Source organism: Salmonella sp. SAL00653 (genome assembly GCF_046552515.1).
GTDB lineage: Bacteria > Pseudomonadota > Gammaproteobacteria > Enterobacterales > Enterobacteriaceae > Salmonella > Salmonella enterica.
Genome location: NZ_JBGDTY010000025.1, coordinates 1 through 17,988, shown reverse-complemented (window position 1 = coordinate 17,988; position 17,988 = coordinate 1). Strand labels below are relative to the sequence as shown.

17 protein-coding genes are annotated in these 17,988 nt (G+C 52.2%); 13 read left to right on the top strand and 4 right to left on the bottom strand.

The features are described from left to right. The first annotated feature begins 109 nt into the window (after positions 1-109). Complete coding sequence (yhdP, locus tag ACLJRU_RS22000) at positions 110-3,910, top strand: AsmA2 domain-containing protein YhdP (protein WP_024148676.1); 3,801 nt, start codon at positions 110-112, stop codon at positions 3,908-3,910. Positions 3,911-4,054: 144 nt separating this feature from the next. Beyond that, positions 4,055-5,500: a metalloprotease TldD gene (gene tldD / locus ACLJRU_RS21995; RefSeq protein WP_000055936.1), complete on the top strand. Its 1,446-nt coding sequence runs from the start codon at positions 4,055-4,057 to the stop codon at positions 5,498-5,500. Between the two features lie 122 nt (positions 5,501-5,622). Here tldD and aaeR read toward each other — a convergent pair whose 3' ends face one another. After that, positions 5,623-6,552 carry an HTH-type transcriptional activator AaeR gene (gene aaeR / locus ACLJRU_RS21990; protein ID WP_000440300.1) on the bottom strand — a complete coding sequence of 310 codons (930 nt, stop codon included), beginning with the start codon at positions 6,550-6,552 and terminating at the stop codon, positions 5,623-5,625. Positions 6,553-6,733: 181 nt separating this feature from the next. Between aaeR and aaeX the strand changes: the two genes are divergently transcribed. The 4 genes from aaeX to ACLJRU_RS21970 all read left to right on the top strand — a co-directional run bounded on the left by aaeX (position 6,734) and on the right by ACLJRU_RS21970 (position 10,294). Continuing rightward, a complete protein-coding gene (gene aaeX / locus ACLJRU_RS21985; protein ID WP_000051840.1) occupies positions 6,734-6,937 on the top strand; it encodes a p-hydroxybenzoic acid efflux pump operon protein AaeX in 204 nt (67 codons plus the stop codon). Between the two features lie 7 nt (positions 6,938-6,944). Then, positions 6,945-7,877 carry a p-hydroxybenzoic acid efflux pump subunit AaeA gene (gene aaeA / locus ACLJRU_RS21980; protein ID WP_000855134.1) on the top strand — a complete coding sequence of 311 codons (933 nt, stop codon included), beginning with the start codon at positions 6,945-6,947 and terminating at the stop codon, positions 7,875-7,877. Positions 7,878-7,882: 5 nt separating this feature from the next. Continuing rightward, the gene (gene aaeB, locus ACLJRU_RS21975) at positions 7,883-9,850 is read left to right on the top strand and encodes a p-hydroxybenzoic acid efflux pump subunit AaeB (RefSeq protein ID WP_000510913.1); all 1,968 of its coding nucleotides are present in this window, start codon (positions 7,883-7,885) and stop codon (positions 9,848-9,850) included. Between the two features lie 171 nt (positions 9,851-10,021). After that, a complete protein-coding gene (locus ACLJRU_RS21970; protein WP_001103887.1) occupies positions 10,022-10,294 on the top strand; it encodes a hypothetical protein in 273 nt (90 codons plus the stop codon). A 59-nt stretch (positions 10,295-10,353) separates the two neighbouring features. On the opposite strand, the gene yhcN-B is transcribed toward ACLJRU_RS21970, so the two are convergent. The 3 genes from yhcN-B to argR form a co-directional block, all read right to left on the bottom strand. Then, on the bottom strand, positions 10,354-10,620 hold the full coding sequence (gene yhcN-B / locus ACLJRU_RS21965) for a DUF1471 family stress response protein YhcN-B (protein ID WP_000853277.1): 267 nt from the start codon (positions 10,618-10,620) through the stop codon (positions 10,354-10,356). Positions 10,621-10,723: 103 nt separating this feature from the next. Then, positions 10,724-10,987: a peroxide/acid stress response protein YhcN gene (gene yhcN / locus ACLJRU_RS21960; protein WP_000695693.1), complete on the bottom strand. Its 264-nt coding sequence runs from the start codon at positions 10,985-10,987 to the stop codon at positions 10,724-10,726. A gap of 364 nt (positions 10,988-11,351) precedes the next feature. Beyond that, positions 11,352-11,822: a transcriptional regulator ArgR gene (gene argR / locus ACLJRU_RS21955; protein WP_001257852.1), complete on the bottom strand. Its 471-nt coding sequence runs from the start codon at positions 11,820-11,822 to the stop codon at positions 11,352-11,354. Between the two features lie 414 nt (positions 11,823-12,236). On the opposite strand from argR, the gene mdh reads away from it, so the two are divergent. From mdh to ACLJRU_RS21920, 7 genes are all read left to right on the top strand, one after another. Further along, complete coding sequence (gene mdh / locus ACLJRU_RS21950) at positions 12,237-13,175, top strand: malate dehydrogenase (RefSeq protein ID WP_000861586.1); 939 nt, start codon at positions 12,237-12,239, stop codon at positions 13,173-13,175. Positions 13,176-13,294: 119 nt separating this feature from the next. Next, positions 13,295-13,924 (top strand): GntR family transcriptional regulator, encoded by a 630-nt coding sequence (locus tag ACLJRU_RS21945; protein ID WP_000723776.1) that lies wholly within the window; start codon positions 13,295-13,297, stop codon positions 13,922-13,924. Further along, positions 13,911-14,576, top strand: a complete 666-nt coding sequence (locus tag ACLJRU_RS21940; protein ID WP_001171581.1) for a GntR family transcriptional regulator — start codon at positions 13,911-13,913, stop codon at positions 14,574-14,576. Before ACLJRU_RS21945 ends, ACLJRU_RS21940 begins: the two co-directional genes overlap by 14 nt. 199 nt (positions 14,577-14,775) lie before the next feature. Beyond that, on the top strand, positions 14,776-16,044 hold the full coding sequence (locus ACLJRU_RS21935) for an SLC13 family permease (RefSeq protein ID WP_000433390.1): 1,269 nt from the start codon (positions 14,776-14,778) through the stop codon (positions 16,042-16,044). 32 nt (positions 16,045-16,076) lie between these two features. Next, a complete protein-coding gene (ttdA, locus tag ACLJRU_RS21930; protein ID WP_000045349.1) occupies positions 16,077-16,976 on the top strand; it encodes a L(+)-tartrate dehydratase subunit alpha in 900 nt (299 codons plus the stop codon). Beyond that, complete coding sequence (gene ttdB, locus ACLJRU_RS21925) at positions 16,976-17,593, top strand: L(+)-tartrate dehydratase subunit beta (RefSeq protein ID WP_000162405.1); 618 nt, start codon at positions 16,976-16,978, stop codon at positions 17,591-17,593. Before ttdA ends, ttdB begins: the two co-directional genes overlap by 1 nt. Positions 17,594-17,749: 156 nt before the next feature. Beyond that, on the top strand, positions 17,750-17,988 hold a 239-nt coding region (locus ACLJRU_RS21920; protein WP_000180123.1), incomplete at its 3' end, for an oxaloacetate decarboxylase subunit gamma.

Here is a 17,988-nt window from a genome sequence, read left to right as displayed (position 1 = left end):
TGAGTAGTAGCACCAGCGCATGTAGGCCGGATAAGGCGCAAGCGCCGCCATCCGGCAATATACCTTCAAGGGGTGTGAGTCGTATTTTTTGGCAGACAAGGAGAGACGCGTGAGGCGATTGCCGGGGATTTTAGTGCTCACTGGAGCCGCGCTCATCGTCATTGCAGCGCTGCTGGTTAGCGGGCTGCGCCTGGCGTTGCCTCATCTTGACGCCTGGCGTCCAGCTATCCTGAATAAGATTGAGTCTGTGACCGGCGTGCCGTTGGCCGCCAGCCAACTCTCCGCAAGCTGGCAAAATTTTGGCCCTACGCTGGAAGCGCATAATATTCATGCCGCCCTGAAAGATGGCGGCGAACTGTCGATAAAACGCGTTACGCTGGCGCTGGACGTCTGGCAAAGCCTGTTGCACATGCGCTGGCAGTTTCGCGACCTGACCTTCTGGCAACTCAATTTCCGCACCAACACGCCTCTTCAAAGCAGCGACGGCGAAGGCATCGAAACCAGCCGTTTAAGCGATCTTTTCCTGCGGCAGTTCGATCATTTCGATCTGCGCGATAGCCAAATCAGTTTTCTGACGCTTTCCGGACAACGCGCGGAGCTGGCGATCCCACAGCTTACCTGGCTAAACGGCAAAGAGCGGCACCGCGCCGAAGGCGAGGTCAGCCTCTCCAGCCTGACCGGGCAGCACGGCGTGATGCAGGTGCGGATGGATTTACGCGATGACGACGGTTTGCTAAATAACGGCAGAGTCTGGTTACAGGCCGACGATATTGACGTCAAGCCGTGGCTGGGCAAATGGATGCAGGATAATGTGGCGCTCCAGACGGCGCGTTTCAGTCTGGAAGGCTGGATGACGCTCAGTAAAGGCGAAATCGCCGGAGGGGACATCTGGCTGAAACAGGGCGGCGCAAGCTGGCTGGGCGATAACACGACGCACACGCTGTCTGTCGATAACCTGACGGCGCAGATTAGCCGCGAGCAGCCGGGCTGGCAGTTTTATATTCCGGACACACGGATTACGCTTGATGGTAAACCCTGGCCGAGCGGAGCCTTAACCGTGGCCTGGCTCCCGCAGCAGGACGTCGGCGGCGAGAATCACACACGTAGCGATGAACTACGCATTCGCGCCAGTAATCTTGAACTGGCGGGGCTGGAAGCATTACGTCCGCTGGCGGCTAAACTGTCGCCTGTGCTGGGCGAAATATGGCAGGCTACGCAGCCGAGCGGAAAGATCGCCACACTGGCGCTGGATATTCCGCTACAGGCGACCGAAAAAACGCGTTTTCAGGCATCGTGGGAAAATCTTGCCTGGAAACAGTGGAAGCTGTTGCCCGGCGCGGAACATTTTTCCGGTACGCTGGCGGGAAGCGTAGAAGACGGGCAGATGAAGGTTGCGATGCAGCAGGCTAAAATGCCCTATGAAACCGTTTTTCGCGCGCCGCTGGAAATTGAAAACGGCGTCGCGACGCTTAGCTGGTTGAAAAATGAGAACGGCTTTCAGCTTGATGGCCGCGACATTGACGTCAAAGCAAAGGCGGTACATGCGCGCGGCGGGTTCCGCTATCTGCAACCGACGGGCGACGAACCGTGGCTGGGCATTCTGGCCGGAATCAGTACCGACGATGGATCTCAGGCGTGGCGCTATTTTCCGGAAAACCTGATGGGCAAAGCGCTGGTCGATTACCTTAGCGGCGCGATTCAGGGCGGTGAGGCGGATAACGCCACGTTGGTTTACGGTGGTAACCCGCACCTCTTTCCCTATAAGCATAACGAAGGTCAGTTTGAAGTGCTGGTGCCGCTACGCAATGCGACGTTTGCTTTTCAACCCGACTGGCCGGCGCTAAAAAATCTCAACATTGAACTGGATTTCCTGAACGACGGCCTGTGGATGCGTTCGGATAGCGTCGATTTGGGCGGGGTGAAGGCCAGCAAACTCGCGGCGGCGATTCCGGATTATTCCAAAGAGAAACTGCTCATTGATGCCGATATTAACGGGCCGGGAAAAGCCGTTGGGCCTTATTTCGACGAGACGCCGCTAAAAGACTCGCTTGGCTCGACGCTGGCGGAGCTCCAATTAGATGGCGATGTGAATGCTCGCTTACATCTTGATATTCCGCTGGATGGCGAACAGGTTACCGCTGAGGGCGATGTCTCGTTGCGTAACAACAGCCTGTTTATTAAGCCGCTAAACAGCACGCTCAAAAATCTGAACGGTAAATTCAGCTTTGTGAATGGCGCGCTAAAAAGCGGGCCGCTGACGGCAAACTGGTTTAATCAGCCGCTGAACCTGGATTTCAGTACGACGGAAGGGGCAAAAGCCTATCAGGTCGCCGTCAACCTGAACGGTAACTGGCAGCCAACGCGTATGGGCGTCTTACCGCCGCAACTGAATGATGCCCTGAGCGGCAGCGTGACGTGGAATGGTAAAGTCGGCATCGATCTTCCGTATCATGCTGACACCACTTATCACATCGAGCTGAACGGCGATCTGAGAAATGTGAGTAGTCACTTACCTTCTCCGCTAAATAAACCCGCAGGCGAAGCCATTCCGGTGAACATTCAGGCTGACGGCAACCTGAAAAGTTTTGCGCTAACGGGGAGCGCAGGGAGTAAAAATCACTTTAACAGCCGCTGGTTATTAAATCAGAAGCTGACGTTGGATCGGGCTATCTGGACGACGGACAGCCGGACGATTCCGCCATTGCCTGCTCAACAAGGCGTTGAGCTCAATCTGCCGGCGCTGGATGGCGCGCAATGGCTGGCGTTATTCCAGAAAGGCGCGGCGGATAACGTGAGCAGTTCGGCCGAGTTTCCTCAACGCGTCACGTTGCGTACTCCCGCGCTATCGCTGGGCGGCCAGCAGTGGAACAATTTGAGCGTCGTTTCAGCCCCCTCGCTGAATGGAACAAAAATTGAAGCGCAGGGCCGTGAGGTGAACGCCACGCTGCTCATGCGCAACCATGCGCCGTGGCTGGCGAACATTAAGTACCTGTATTACAACCCTGGTGTCGCAAAAACGCACGCCTCGTCACCAACGCCGACATCGCCGTTGGCTTCGGCGAACACGATTAGCTTCCGCGGCTGGCCGGACTTACAGCTTCGCTGCGAAGAGTGCTGGCTGTGGGGGCAAAAATATGGGCGTATTGATGGCGATTTCGCCATCAAAGGCAATACGCTGACTCTGGCGAATGGCCTGATCGATACCGGATTCGCCCGTTTGAAAGCGAACGGCGAGTGGGTGAATGCGCCGGGTAATGAACGAACCTCGCTGAAAGGTAGTCTGCATGGTAGTAACCTCGACACGGCTGCCGGGTTCTTCGGCATCTCGACGCCAATCCAGAACGCGTCTTTTAACGTAGATTACGATCTGCACTGGCGAAACCCGCCCTGGCAACCTGATGAAGCCACGCTCAACGGGATTTTACGTACGCGTCTGGGCAAAGGCGAGTTTACTGATCTCAGTAGCGGTCATGCCGGACAGCTACTGCGGCTGCTCAGTTTTGATGCGTTGCTGCGTAAGCTGCGGTTTGACTTCAGAGATACCTTTAGCGAGGGCTTCTATTTCGACTCTATTCATAGTACCGCGTGGATTAAAGATGGCGTCCTGCATACTGACGATACGCTGGTGGATGGGCTGGAAGCGGATATTGCAATGAAAGGTTCTGTTGATCTGGTGCGTCGTCGTCTTGATATGGAGGCCGTTGTCGCGCCGGAAATTTCCGCCACCGTGGGCGTCGCCGCCGCGTTTGCCGTTAACCCGATTGTCGGCGCGGCGGTATTTGCCGCCAGTAAAGTGTTGGGGCCGCTATGGAGCAAGGTCTCCATTTTGCGTTATCGCATTACCGGTCCGGTCGATGCGCCGCAGATCAACGAAGTTCTGCGCCAACCGAGAAAAGAAAGCCAGCAATGATTTGACGGGGGCGAGGAATTGCCCCACTCTCAGTAAATAGTCATGCCGGACGGCGCTGCGTTTATCCGGTTTGCACAATCTAACAACGTAGTCCGGATAAGGCGTGAACCGCCATCCGGCAGAAATCAACGAGTAGCAAAAACGATGAGTCTGAACCTGGTAAGTGAACAATTGCTAGCGGCGAATGGCCTGAACCATCAGGATCTGTTCGCTATTTTGGGCCAACTGGCCGAACGCCGTCTTGATTATGGCGACCTCTATTTTCAGTCGAGCTATCACGAATCCTGGGTTTTAGAAGACCGCATCATTAAAGATGGCTCATATAATATCGACCAGGGCGTTGGCGTTCGCGCCATTAGCGGCGAAAAAACCGGTTTTGCTTATGCTGACCAGATAAGCCTCCTGGCGCTGGAGCAGAGTGCGCAGGCAGCGCGAACCATTGTACGCGAGAACGGCGAAGGCAAGGTAAAAACGCTCGCCGCCGTAGCGCATCAGCCGCTCTACACCACCCTTGATCCGCTGCAAAGTATGAGCCGCGAAGAGAAGCTGGATATCCTCAGACGCGTTGATAAAGCGGCGCGAGAAGCCGATAAACGCGTGCAGGAAGTTAACGCCAGCCTGACTGGCGTATATGAATTAATCCTCGTGGCGGCGACCGACGGGACGCTGGCGGCGGATGTCCGTCCACTGGTGCGTTTGTCCGTTAGCGTGCAGGTGGAAGAAGACGGTAAACGCGAGCGCGGCGCCAGCGGCGGCGGCGGTCGCTTTGGTTATGAGTATTTTCTTGCCGATCTCGACGGCGAGGTTCGTGCCGACGCGTGGGCGAAAGAAGCGGTACGCATGGCGCTGGTTAATCTCTCCGCGGTCGCTGCGCCAGCGGGGACATTACCGGTGGTTCTGGGCGCCGGGTGGCCGGGCGTATTGCTGCACGAAGCGGTCGGTCACGGGCTGGAAGGTGATTTTAACCGTCGTGGGACGTCTGTGTTTAGCGGTCAGATCGGCGAGCAGGTTGCCTCCGCGCTTTGCACCGTAGTGGATGACGGCACAATGATGAACCGTCGTGGCTCCGTTGCTATCGATGATGAAGGTACGCCAGGCCAGTACAACGTATTGATTGAAAATGGCGTGCTGAAAGGATACATGCAGGACAAGCTGAACGCGCGCCTGATGGGCGCTGCGCCGACCGGTAACGGGCGTCGCGAATCTTATGCGCATCTGCCGATGCCGCGTATGACGAATACCTATATGTTGGCGGGGCAGTCAACGCCGCAGGAAATTATCGAATCCGTTGAGTACGGCATCTATGCGCCTAACTTTGGCGGCGGTCAGGTGGATATCACCTCCGGCAAGTTTGTGTTCTCTACCTCGGAAGCGTATCTGATTGAAAACGGCAAAGTCACGACGCCGGTGAAGGGCGCGACGTTAATTGGATCAGGCATTGAAACGATGCAACAGATCTCCATGGTCGGCAATGACCTTAAGCTGGATAACGGGGTGGGGGTTTGCGGTAAAGAGGGGCAAAGTCTGCCGGTAGGCGTAGGCCAGCCGACGCTGAAAGTCGATAACCTGACGGTTGGCGGCACCGCATAACTGTCCGCCTTATCAGGCCTGTGGTGTGTGCCGCCCAGGCCTGATAAGCGCAGCGCCATCAGGCAATGTCTGCGTCGGGTGGCATCTGGCCTACAATCGTCTTCAGCAATTACCCGGTGTTTTTATTTTTCTTTCCCTCGCCCGTGCATCCCCTGAAACAGGTGTGCGACATCGACAAAATAGTCAGTTAACGCGTTAATCACTACCTGCACTTTAAGCGGCAGCTTATCTTTTTCGGTGTACAGCGCGTACACCGGACGGGGATCGGACTGATAGCGAGGCAGCAGGATCTCCAGATCGCCACGATTGATCTCATCGATCACCCACATCAGCGGCACATAGGCGATTCCGGTTCCGGCGGTCAGCCAGCGTACCAGCGTCATCGGATCGTTAGTGACGAACCGCCCCTGTGGAATCAGTCGGGTAGAAATTCCTTCCGGCGCGATAAGTTCAAACTCATTATCCGGGCGCACGCTATATTCCAGCCAGGAATGGCTACTGAGATCGGCGGGTTTTTCCGGGACGCCGTACTGAGCGAGGTAGGGCTTGGCGGCGCACACAACCATCGGCATCGCGCCAAGTCGACGGGAAAACAGGCTGGAGTCTTGCAGCGCGCCCACGCGGATCACCACGTCCAGCCCGTCGGCAATTAAATCCGGAGCCGGAATTCCTGTCACCAGATTGACCGCCAGACCGGGATACTCTTTTAATAATTTTGCGGTAAGCCCGGCCAGCACATTTTGCGCCATGGTTGAAGAACAGCCGATACGCAATGTACCGATAGGCGTGTTATTAAAAGCGTAAAGCTGCTCGTGAACATCCTGCACTTCATGCAGCATACGACGACAGCCCTGATAATAGATTTTTCCAGCTTCGGTGAGCCCAATGCTGCGTGTGCTGCGGTTGAGCAATTTAACCTGAAGCTCATCTTCCAGTTTCGCCACAGTCTGGCTGATGGACGATACGCTCATTTGCAGCTGTCTGGCTGCGGCGGTAAAAGAGCCAAACTCGACAACTTTGGCGAATACCGACATTCGTTTTAATCGTTCCATTATTCACTCTGGCTTAAAAGTGATTTAGATCACATAATATAGATAACAGCATAACAATTACGTTAATATACTATTATTCGAATAAGAGCTATGTCGCTCTCGCCTGGCGTCTCTTGCCCTTCTCTGCGGCGATGTAGCTTAACAATCTATCGCCTGCTCTCTCTCAGAAATCAAGGTCAACATGAGTCTGTTTCCCGTTATCGTGGTGTTTGGTCTTTCCTTCCCACCGATATTTTTCGAATTGCTTTTGTCACTGGCTATTTTTTGGCTGGTGCGTCGGATGCTTGTGCCGACGGGCATCTATGATTTTGTCTGGCATCCGGCTCTGTTCAATACCGCGCTGTATTGTTGTCTGTTTTATTTAATATCGCGCCTGTTCGTTTGAGGTTGAAGTGAAAACACTAACAAGAAAACTCTCCCGTACGGCCATTACCCTCGTACTGGTTATTCTGGCCTTTATCGCCATTTTCCGCGCCTGGGTGTATTACACCGAATCTCCCTGGACGCGCGACGCGCGTTTTAGCGCCGATGTCGTCGCTATTGCCCCGGATGTCGCGGGCCTGATTACCCATGTAAACGTGCATGATAACCAACTGGTGAAAAAGGATCAGGTCCTGTTTACCATCGATCAGCCACGCTATCAAAAAGCGCTGGCGGAAGCGGAAGCTGATGTAGCCTATTATCAGGTCCTGGCGCAGGAAAAACGCCAGGAAGCCGGTCGCCGTAATCGCCTCGGCGTACAGGCGATGTCCCGGGAAGAGATCGATCAGGCGAACAATGTCTTGCAGACGGTACTGCATCAACTGGCTAAAGCCCAGGCGACGCGCGACCTGGCTAAACTCGATCTGGAGCGCACCGTCATTCGCGCGCCTGCCGACGGCTGGGTGACTAACCTCAATGTTTATGCCGGTGAATTTATTACCCGCGGTTCCACAGCCGTCGCCCTGGTGAAAAAGAACTCTTTTTACGTGCAGGCCTATATGGAAGAGACCAAGCTGGAAGGCGTGCGTCCGGGATATCGTGCCGAAATCACGCCGCTTGGCAGCAACCGGGTATTAAAAGGTACCGTCGATAGCGTGGCGGCAGGGGTAACGAATGCCAGCAGTACCAGCGATGCGAAAGGGATGGCGACGATAGACTCTAACCTCGAATGGGTGCGTCTGGCCCAGCGTGTCCCGGTGCGTATCCGGCTCGACGAGCAGCAGGGGAATTTGTGGCCTGCCGGTACGACGGCAACCGTCGTGATCACCGGTAAGCAGGATCGTGACGCAAGCCAGGACTCCTTCTTCCGTAAACTGGCGCACCGGCTGCGCGAATTCGGTTAATCGTCATGGGCATTTTCTCCATTGCCAACCAGCACATTCGTTTTGCGGTAAAGCTGGCGTGCGCCATTGTGCTGGCATTATTTATCGGCTTCCATTTTCAACTGGAGACGCCGCGTTGGGCGGTGCTGACCGCCGCGATCGTGGCGGCAGGCCCGGCATTTGCCGCCGGCGGGGAACCCTATTCCGGCGCTATCCGTTATCGCGGAATGTTGCGTATTATCGGGACGTTTATTGGCTGTATCGCCGCGCTTATCATTATTATCTCTATGATCCGCGCGCCGCTATTGATGATTCTGGTGTGCTGTGTCTGGGCCGGTTTTTGTACCTGGATCTCCTCTTTAGTACGGATCGAAAACTCTTATGCGTGGGGACTGTCAGGTTATACTGCGCTGATCATTGTGATTACCATTCAGACGGAGCCGCTACTCACGCCGCAATTTGCGCTTGAACGCTGTAGCGAAATCGTCATCGGCATTGGCTGCGCTATTTTAGCGGATCTGCTTTTCTCGCCGCGATCGATAAAGCAGGAGGTTGATCGCGAACTGGACAGTTTACTGGTAGCGCAATATCAGCTAATGCAACTTTGTATTAAGCATGGCGACAGCGAAGAAGTCGACAACGCCTGGGGCGATCTGGTGCGACGCACGGCGGCGCTGGAGGGAATGCGAAGTAATCTGAATATGGAATCTTCGCGCTGGGTACGCGCTAACCGCCGCCTGAAAGCGTTGAATACGCTTTCGCTCACGCTGATTACGCAATCCTGTGAAACTTATCTTATTCAAAACACGCGGCCGGAACTGATTACCGATACATTCCGGGAACTGTTCGAGACGCCGGTTGAAACGGTACAGGACGTCCACAGACAGTTAAAACGGATGCGGCGTGTCATTGTCTGGACTGGCGAGCGCGAAACGCCCGTCACGCTTTATAGCTGGGTAGGCGCTGCGACGCGCTATCTATTGCTTAAACGCGGCGTGATCAGTAACACCAAAATCAGCGCGACGGAAGAAGAGATCCTGCAAGGCGAGCCCGTAGTTAAAGTGGAATCCGCTGAACGTCACCATGCGATGGTGAACTTCTGGCGCACCACGCTTTCCTGCATTCTGGGGACATTATTCTGGCTATGGACCGGCTGGACATCGGGTAATGGCGCGATGGTGATGATTGCCGTGGTGACCTCGCTGGCGATGCGTTTACCCAATCCGCGCATGGTCTGCATCGATTTTATTTATGGCACTCTGGCGGCGTTGCCGCTGGGATTGCTCTATTTCCTGGTGATTATTCCCAATACGCAGCAAAGTATGCTGTTGTTATGTTTGAGCCTGGCGGTATTGGGGTTCTTTATCGGCATTGAGGTCCAGAAACGGCGTCTGGGGTCGATGGGGGCGCTGGCCAGTACGATTAACATTATTGTGTTGGATAATCCGATGACGTTCCATTTCAGCCAGTTCCTCGACAGCGCGTTGGGGCAAATTGTCGGCTGTATGCTGGCGTTTATCGTCATCCTGCTGGTGCGTGATAAATCCAAAGATCGAACCGGTCGCGTGCTGCTTAATCAGTTTGTTTCCGCTGCGGTCTCGGCAATGACGACCAACGTGGTACGCCGTAAAGAAAACCGTCTGCCTGCGTTATATCAGCAACTCTTTTTGCTGATGAATAAATTTCCTGGCGATTTGCCGAAGTTCCGCCTGGCGCTAACGATGATCATTGCTCATCAACGTCTGCGCGACGCGCCGATACCGGTTAATGAAGATCTGTCAGTGTTCCACCGTCAGCTTCGTCGTACCGCAGACCATGTTATTTCCGCCGGAAGCGATGATAAACGGCGACGCTACTTTGGTCAGTTGCTGGATGAGCTGGATATCTATCAGGAGAAATTACGTATCTGGGAGGCGCCGCCGCAGGTGACGGAACCGGTTAAACGCCTGACGGGTATGTTACATAAATACCAGAACGCGCTTACCGATAGCTAACCCACAAGAACCGATGCCAAAAGCGTCGGTTTTTTTATGACTATACTTATTTGAGATACAAAAACAGCGCAAGAGTGCTCCGGGGCTAAAAGCGTTTCTGGAAGTGAAACCTCTGCATAATGATGCTTAGTAGTAAAACAGACAATTGTCTGTCGGGGATGGTGGCTGGCTATGAATGTCTATACTTTTGATTTTAATGATATTAAAAACCAAAGCGATTTTTATCGCGAGTTTACGCAGACGTTTGGTCTTGCCAGTGAGAAAGTAAGCGATCTTGATACATTATGGGATGCGGTAATGAGCGATATCTTACCCCTACCGCTAGAGATTGAGTTCGTTCACCTGCCTGATAAACTGCGCAGGCGCTACGGGGCGCTGATTTTACTCTTTGATGAAGCGGAAGAAGAGCTGGAGGGGCGGCTACGGTTTAATGTCCGGCATTGAAAAAGCATAAAAAAGCCCCCGGCAGGCGGGGGCAAGTCGTCGGGTTAGACGACGAGGGTTTACTTATACAACTCGGCGGTGGCGTGCCAGTTATCACCTTCTTTTAATTCGATGATGCGATAGCTATTAGCGCCTGCTTTTTCAGCTTTAGCGACGATCTCTTGGCGCATATCCATTGGCGTACTACCAATCTGCGAGACGGAAATGGTGCCCATCGGTTGCAGATTCTGCGCCTGTTCCGCGTTGACCTGATGTACTGCGGCATTTGCGCCGAAAGAGAGCAGAGTGGCCAGGCCGAGTGATGCGATAATGTATTTCGTTTTCATGATCTTTTATTCCTTTATAGGGTCAACCTCGCGGATTAATGGGCTTTTCTTATGCGATATCTCCGCGAAGCAATGACACGTTATATGCGATGGCAGGTGAATTTTATTTGTACAGTTCGGCAGTGGCGTGCCAGTTGCTGCCGCTACGCGCTTCGGTAATGTGGTAGGCCGTAGCGCCTTGTTCATCCGCTTTTTTGCTCAGCATGGCGTTCATATCCATAGGCGATGAGCCGATAGCGCTGACTGAAACCGATCCGATTGCTTCACGGTTTTGCGCTTGCTCTGCGCTGATAGGTTCTGCGGCGAAAGCGCCAAAAGAGAGAACGGACAGAATACTTAATGTTGCAACAGTGGTTTTGATTTTCATGATTTTTACCTCGTCGAATTCCTTTACTGGGGTCTTTGTTTCGTGACCCTCATCACAAAATTAAGTATACACTAATAACGCGATTAATTAATATCACGCTAATTGTTTCTGCTTTTTAAAGACATTAAAAATTTTATTTTTTATAACGTTATGGAATTAAAATTGCTGTTTTTCGCCGCTGTCATTTAAAAAATAAAATAAAATCAATGTCTTAATAAATTTGACATTTTGTGCGTTTTTTTGATTTGTCATTCATGTGGTGAATGTTTAAGGGCATGATTTGCCAAATGATAGCCGTACAGGAAAGCGGCGAGGGGAGGGGACAAAAAGGTGCCTCCGCCGTACGACGACGGAGGAAGTGGGACTAAAGCTCTTGTTCAAAAAGTTCCAGAATGGCTTCGTACAGATCTCTTACGGAAAAGCCGCTGGCAGGCGTAGTGAAGATAGTATCGTCGCCGGCAATCGTACCGAGAATACCTTCTGCTTTCCCCAGTGAATCCAGCAGGCGCGCGATGAGTTGTGCCGCGCCGGGGCTGGTATGAATCACCACGACAGCGTCGTTATAGTCGATATCCAGCACCAGATTTTTCAACGGACTGGATGTTGTTGGGACGCCCAGTTCAGCCGGAAGACAGTACACCATTTCCATTTTTGCGTTACGTGTACGCACTGCGCCGAACTTAGTCAACATGCGCGAGACCTTGGACTGATTGATATTTTCAAAGCCCTGATCCTGCAACGCGAGGACGATTTCGCCCTGTGAGCTGAATTTTTCTTCTTTGAGGAGCGCTTTAAACGCTCTTACTAGTTCTTCTTGTTTAGCCGAGCTTCGCATAAGTCACCCGTAATATGGCGGTAGAAACAACATTATTGTGCATACAGATGAATTTTTATGCAAACAGTCTGCCTTGTTTAAGGCTGAAATAATGTTATGAAAGAGCGGAATTTTATCAAATTTCGTTATCAAGAAACATGCCTGTGTCACGCCTCGCAAATAAGATTAAAAGTAAATTAATTGTTATCAAAATGATGTTGTTTTGAGAGGATAGTAGGGTATATTGTCACCACCTGTAGGAACGTTGCTCTCTGGTTGCAGTCGATCCGGATTACGCAAATTAAATGCATAAAAGCCAAAATTGCGCGACTCCGCATTCTTGATGAGTGAGGATTGTAATCATTGAATTTGTGAATTAAGGTCGCCGCCGCGGAGCAATAGACACTTAGCTAATCATATAATAAGGAGTTTAGGATGAAAGTCGCAGTCCTCGGCGCTGCTGGTGGTATCGGTCAGGCGCTGGCATTACTTTTAAAAAACCAACTGCCTTCAGGTTCAGAACTCTCCCTGTACGACATCGCTCCAGTGACTCCCGGTGTGGCCGTTGATTTGAGCCACATCCCCACCGCTGTAAAAATCAAAGGTTTCTCCGGTGAAGACGCAACCCCGGCGCTTGAAGGCGCTGACGTAGTACTGATTTCTGCGGGTGTGGCGCGTAAGCCGGGTATGGACCGTTCCGACCTGTTTAACGTTAACGCCGGCATCGTGAAAAACCTGGTGCAGCAGATCGCTAAAACCTGCCCGAAAGCGTGCGTGGGCATTATCACCAACCCGGTGAACACCACCGTTGCGATTGCGGCGGAAGTGCTGAAAAAAGCAGGCGTATACGACAAAAACAAACTGTTTGGCGTTACCACGCTGGATATCATCCGCTCTAATACCTTTGTCGCAGAGCTGAAAGGTAAGCTGCCAACGGAAGTTGAAGTTCCGGTGATTGGCGGACACTCCGGCGTGACGATTCTGCCGCTGCTGTCGCAGATTCCAGGCGTAAGTTTTACCGAACAAGAAGCGGCCGAGCTGACTAAACGTATTCAGAACGCCGGTACTGAAGTCGTCGAGGCGAAAGCCGGCGGCGGATCGGCAACCCTCTCTATGGGCCAGGCTGCCGCGCGTTTCGGTCTTTCTCTGGTTCGCGCTCTGCAGGGCGAAAAAGGCGTGGTGGAATGCGCCTATGTGGAAGGCGACGGTCAGTATGCCCGTTTCTTCTCTCAGCCGCTGCTGCTGGGTAAAAACGGTGTAGAAGAGCGTAAATCCATCGGCACACTGAGCGCTTTCGAGCAACATTCGCTGGACGCTATGCTGGATACGCTGAAAAAAGATATTCAGTTGGGTGAAGATTTTATTAATAAATAAGCTGTTCCTGCCCGATGCCGGGGCTTTTGCTCCGGCTTCTTTGACTGTAAACAAGCCACGAAATCAAGCACTAAATCTGCTAAACTCCTCACGTCTTATCGGTTATTAACGAGAACGTCGTGAAAAAGATCCAAAGAACGCAAACCCGCGATCACATTACGCAAATGCTTCGCTATGAAATTCTTTCCGGCAATATAAAAGCGGGAGAAGAACTCGCGCAGGAAAGTATTGCGGAGCAGCTCGGTCTTTCACGAATGCCGGTTCGAGAAGCGCTACAGTCACTCGAACAGGAAGGTTTTTTAATCCGACTGCCCAACAGGCACATGCAGGTCGCGCATCTTGAGGCCGATCGCGTGAGTCATATTTTTCGCGTGATTGCCGCGATGGCTGCCGAAATGTTTTCGCTGATACCCAGCGAAGTAGGCGATGCCCTTCTGATACGTGCGCAAGCGCTGGCTGTCGCAGAAGACAAATCCTGCGAACTGGAGTGTCATGCGATGCTGATTTCTTATGTGAATAACCGCTATCTGGAAAAGGTGTATCAGCAGTTCCTGGACGGTTATGTCTCTTATGTTATTTTGCATCTGAAAAAAGATAATCAGGAGTCGGCGCAGCTTTTCGCTGAACTGGCTGACGTCATACGCCAGGGGCGGCGTGATGAGATTGGGCAAGTTATGCAGCGTTATTTCCTCTCTTTAGCAGAAATAATGCGTCAACATATGAAGGATTGGGAAAGTGCAGAAGCCTAAGTTAGGGAAGATTAAGCTTCTTTCAGCGAAAGAACAGGTCGCGGCAGTGCTGCGTAAAGCGATTCTTTCGAGGGAGTTAGTGGAAGGGCAGGAGATTACGTTAGAAGGCATTGCCGGAATGGTCGGCGTGTCCAGTATGCCAGTGCGCGAGGCGTTTCAGATTCTGGCGGCGGATGGGCTGATAAAAGTGCGCCCTAATAAAGGGGCGGTGGTGTTGGGCATCAATGAACAAACGATCCGTGAACACTATGAAATTCGCGCGCTGTTAGAAAGTGAGGCGGTGGCTAAAGCTTCTCGTCCTGGCACCGATATCTCGCGGATAGCCCAGGTGCATTATGCCGCTGAAAAGGCTCTCGCGGAAAATAACTCGGCGGAATACTCCGACCTGAATCAGGCATTTCATATGGAAATATGGAATGTTGCTGGCAACGAAAAAATGAAAATGTTGCTCTGTAATATGTGGAACGGCCTGTCGATGGGCCATAAGGTCACCGAAGAAGAGTATGCCGTGATTTCCATTCAGGAACATAAAAGTATTCTGCAAGCTCTTGAACTTCATGATGAAACATTGGCACGCCAGCGCATGCGCGAACACATTATTCGCTCAATGGAGAATATGCTGACCCGCTATGTTGGTGACCCTTCTGCCTGATCTTTTCGCCTGCGTGAGCATCGCAGGCGCTTCAACCAATTCTTCAATTCTATTAATCACGTCCAGTAACGATCTTGATGTAGATCTCACTCCTGCATCTTTCCTGAGAAACGATTTGACTTAGTTTTTGTATGGGAATAATTTCTCCCTGTCAATATTGGATACAATATCATATATCATTGATTGGATAATTATAAATATGGAACCCATTACCCTTACCTTATGTTTATTGGTGTTCGCTATCGTCATGTTTGTATGGGAAAAAGTGCCGCTAGCCGTCACTTCCATGATTGTCTGCGTGGCCTTAGTGATCACCGGCGTTCTGAATATCAAACAGGCCTTTGCTGGCTTTATCGACACTAACGTCATCCTCTTTGTCGCGATGTTTATCGTGGGCGGTGCTTTGTTCGAGACCGGTATGGCAAACAAAGTGGGCGGCGTCATCACGCGCTTCGCGAAAACAGAAAAACAGCTGATCTTCACCATTATGGTGGTGGTGGGTTTGATGTCTGGCGTCCTTTCTAACACCGGTACCGCTGCGGTTTTGATTCCGGTGGTGATCGGCGTGGCGGCAAAATCGGGCTTCTCGCGTTCTCGTCTACTGATGCCGCTGGTTTTCGCCGCTGCGTTGGGCGGTAACCTGTCGTTAATTGGCGCGCCGGGAAATCTTATCGCGCAGTCTGCGCTACAGAATATTGGCGGCGGCTTTGGCTTTTTTGAATACGCAAAAATCGGTCTCCCGATGCTCATCTGCGGCATTCTCTACTTCCTGACTATTGGCTATCGCTTTCTGCCGAATAATGCGACCGGCGGTGAGGTGGGGAGCGTCGGGGAGCAACGTGACTACAGCCATGTTCCACAGTGGAAACAACGGCTCTCACTGGTGGTGTTGATCGCAACGATCCTCGGCATGATCTTTGAGAAGAAGATCGGTGTCAGCCTGGCCGTGACCGGTTGTATTGGCGCTCTTGTGCTGGTAGTAAGCGGCGTACTCACGGAAAAACAGGCCTATAAAGCCATTGATTCACAGACTATTTTTATCTTTGGCGGCACCCTGGCGCTGGCAAAAGCGCTGGAAATGACCGGGGCAGGCAAGCTGGTTGCGGACTATGTAATCGGCATGCTGGGGCAAAACTCCTCACCGTTCATGTTGCTGATCGCCGTTTTCGCCTTATCCGTTGTGATGACCAACTTTATGTCCAATACCGCAACGACAGCGCTATTGGTGCCGGTGAGTTTGTCCATTGCCGCAGGCATGGGGGCCGACCCGCGTGCGGTTCTGATGGCGACGGTCATTGGCGGTTCCTGCGCCTACGCAACCCCTATCGGTATGCCTGCCAACATGATGGTGCTCTCCGCGGGTGGCTATAAATTTGTCGACTACGCTAAGGCCGGTATCCCCCTGATTATCGTTTCAACCATTGTCAGCTTGATCCTGCTGCCAATCCTTTTCCCTTTTCATCCGTAATTAACGGAAGCTGTTCTGACTAAGGAGCATTTATGAGTAAAAGTGAACAGATATCCCATATGACCGACGTTATGGCCAAGTTTGTGGGATATACCGGCAAAGTTTTGCCTGATGATGTCACTGCAAAACTGGAGGATTTGCATAAGAAAGAGACCAGTAAACTGGCCGACGTCATCTTTACTACCATGATTGAGAACCAGCGTCTGGCGAAAGAGCTGGATCGACCTTCCTGCCAGGACACCGGTGTCATTCAGTTTCTGGTGGAGTGCGGGACGAACTTTCCGCTGATTGGCGAGCTGGAAGCGTTGTTGCGTGAGGCGGTGATCAAAGCAACTGTAGATTCTCCGCTGCGCCACAACAGCGTAGAAACTTTTGATGAATACAACACCGGTAAAAACGTGGGTAAAGGTACGCCGACGGTCTTCTGGGAAATCGTTCCCAATTCCGATCAGTGCAGCATTTATACCTATATGGCGGGCGGTGGTTGTTCTCTGCCGGGGAAAGCGATGGTGCTGATGCCGGGTGCAGGCTATGAAGGTGTGACCCGCTTTGTACTGGATGTGATGACCAGCTACGGCCTCAACGCTTGTCCGCCGCTGCTGGTTGGCGTGGGCGTAGCGACCTCTGTTGAAACGGCGGCACTGCTATCGAAAAAAGCGCTGATGCGTCCGATCGGTTCGCATAACGAGAATGAGCGTGCAGCCTCGCTGGAAAAAATGCTGGAAGACGGCATTAACAAAATTGGCCTGGGGCCGCAGGGGATGTCCGGTAATACCTCCGTTATGGGCGTGAACATTGAAAACACCGCGCGTCATCCTTCTACCATCGGCGTGGCGGTAAACGTCGGCTGCTGGTCGCACCGTAAAGGGCACATCGTTTTCGATAAAGATTTGAATTACACCATTACGTCTCACAGCGGAGTGAATTTCTGATGACTAAAAAAATCCTGACTACGCCAATTAAAGATGAAGATTTAGCGGATATTAAGGCTGGCGATATTATTTATCTCAACGGTCATATTGTTACCTGCCGTGACGTAGCCCATCGCCGTTTAATTGAAGGTGGTCGCGAACTTCCGGTAGATGTTCGCGGCGGCGCTATTTTACACGCTGGCCCCATTGTCCGCCCAATTAAAGGCGAAGACGATAAGTTTGAAATGGTCTCCGTGGGACCAACCACCAGCATGCGTATGGAGAAATTCGAAAAAGAATTTATTGCGCAGACCGGCGTGAAATTAATTGTGGGTAAAGGCGGTATGGGTAAAGGTACCGAAGAGGGCTGTGCTGAACACAAAGCGCTGCACTGCGTATTCCCTGCCGGTTGTGCGGTTGTAGCCGCCGTGTGCGTGGAAGAAATTGAAGATGCCCAATGGCGCGATCTGGGGATGCCGGAAACGCTGTGGGTCTGTCGGGTTAAAGAGTTTGGCCCGCTGATTGTTTCTATTGATACCCATGGGAATAATCTGTTTGAACAGAACAAAATTATTTTTAATCAGCGTAAAGAGATCGTCGCTGATGAAATATGCCAGAACGTAAGTTTTATCAAATAAACCTGATTACGTAAATTGCACGATAATGGTGGTAATACGTTATGACGATAATAATAACCAAGGGCTCTGGCCGGGGGCGGTTCAGGGAAATCCACCCTTATTATTTCATCGTCATAAATAGCCCCATTATCGTGCCTCCTGCCTGAAGGCTATTTTATGACTAATGCAGCTCTGCTATTAGGTGAAGGCTTCACCCTGATGTTCCTCGGCATGGGGTTCGTGCTGGCGTTTCTGTTCCTGCTGATTTTCGCCATCCGCGGCATGTCTGCCGTGATTACTCGCTTCTTCCCGGAACCCGTCGCCGCGCCCGCACCGCGCGCCGTTCCCGTCGTGGACGACTTCACCCGCTTAAAGCCGGTGATTGCCGCCGCCATTCACCATCACCGCCTTAACGC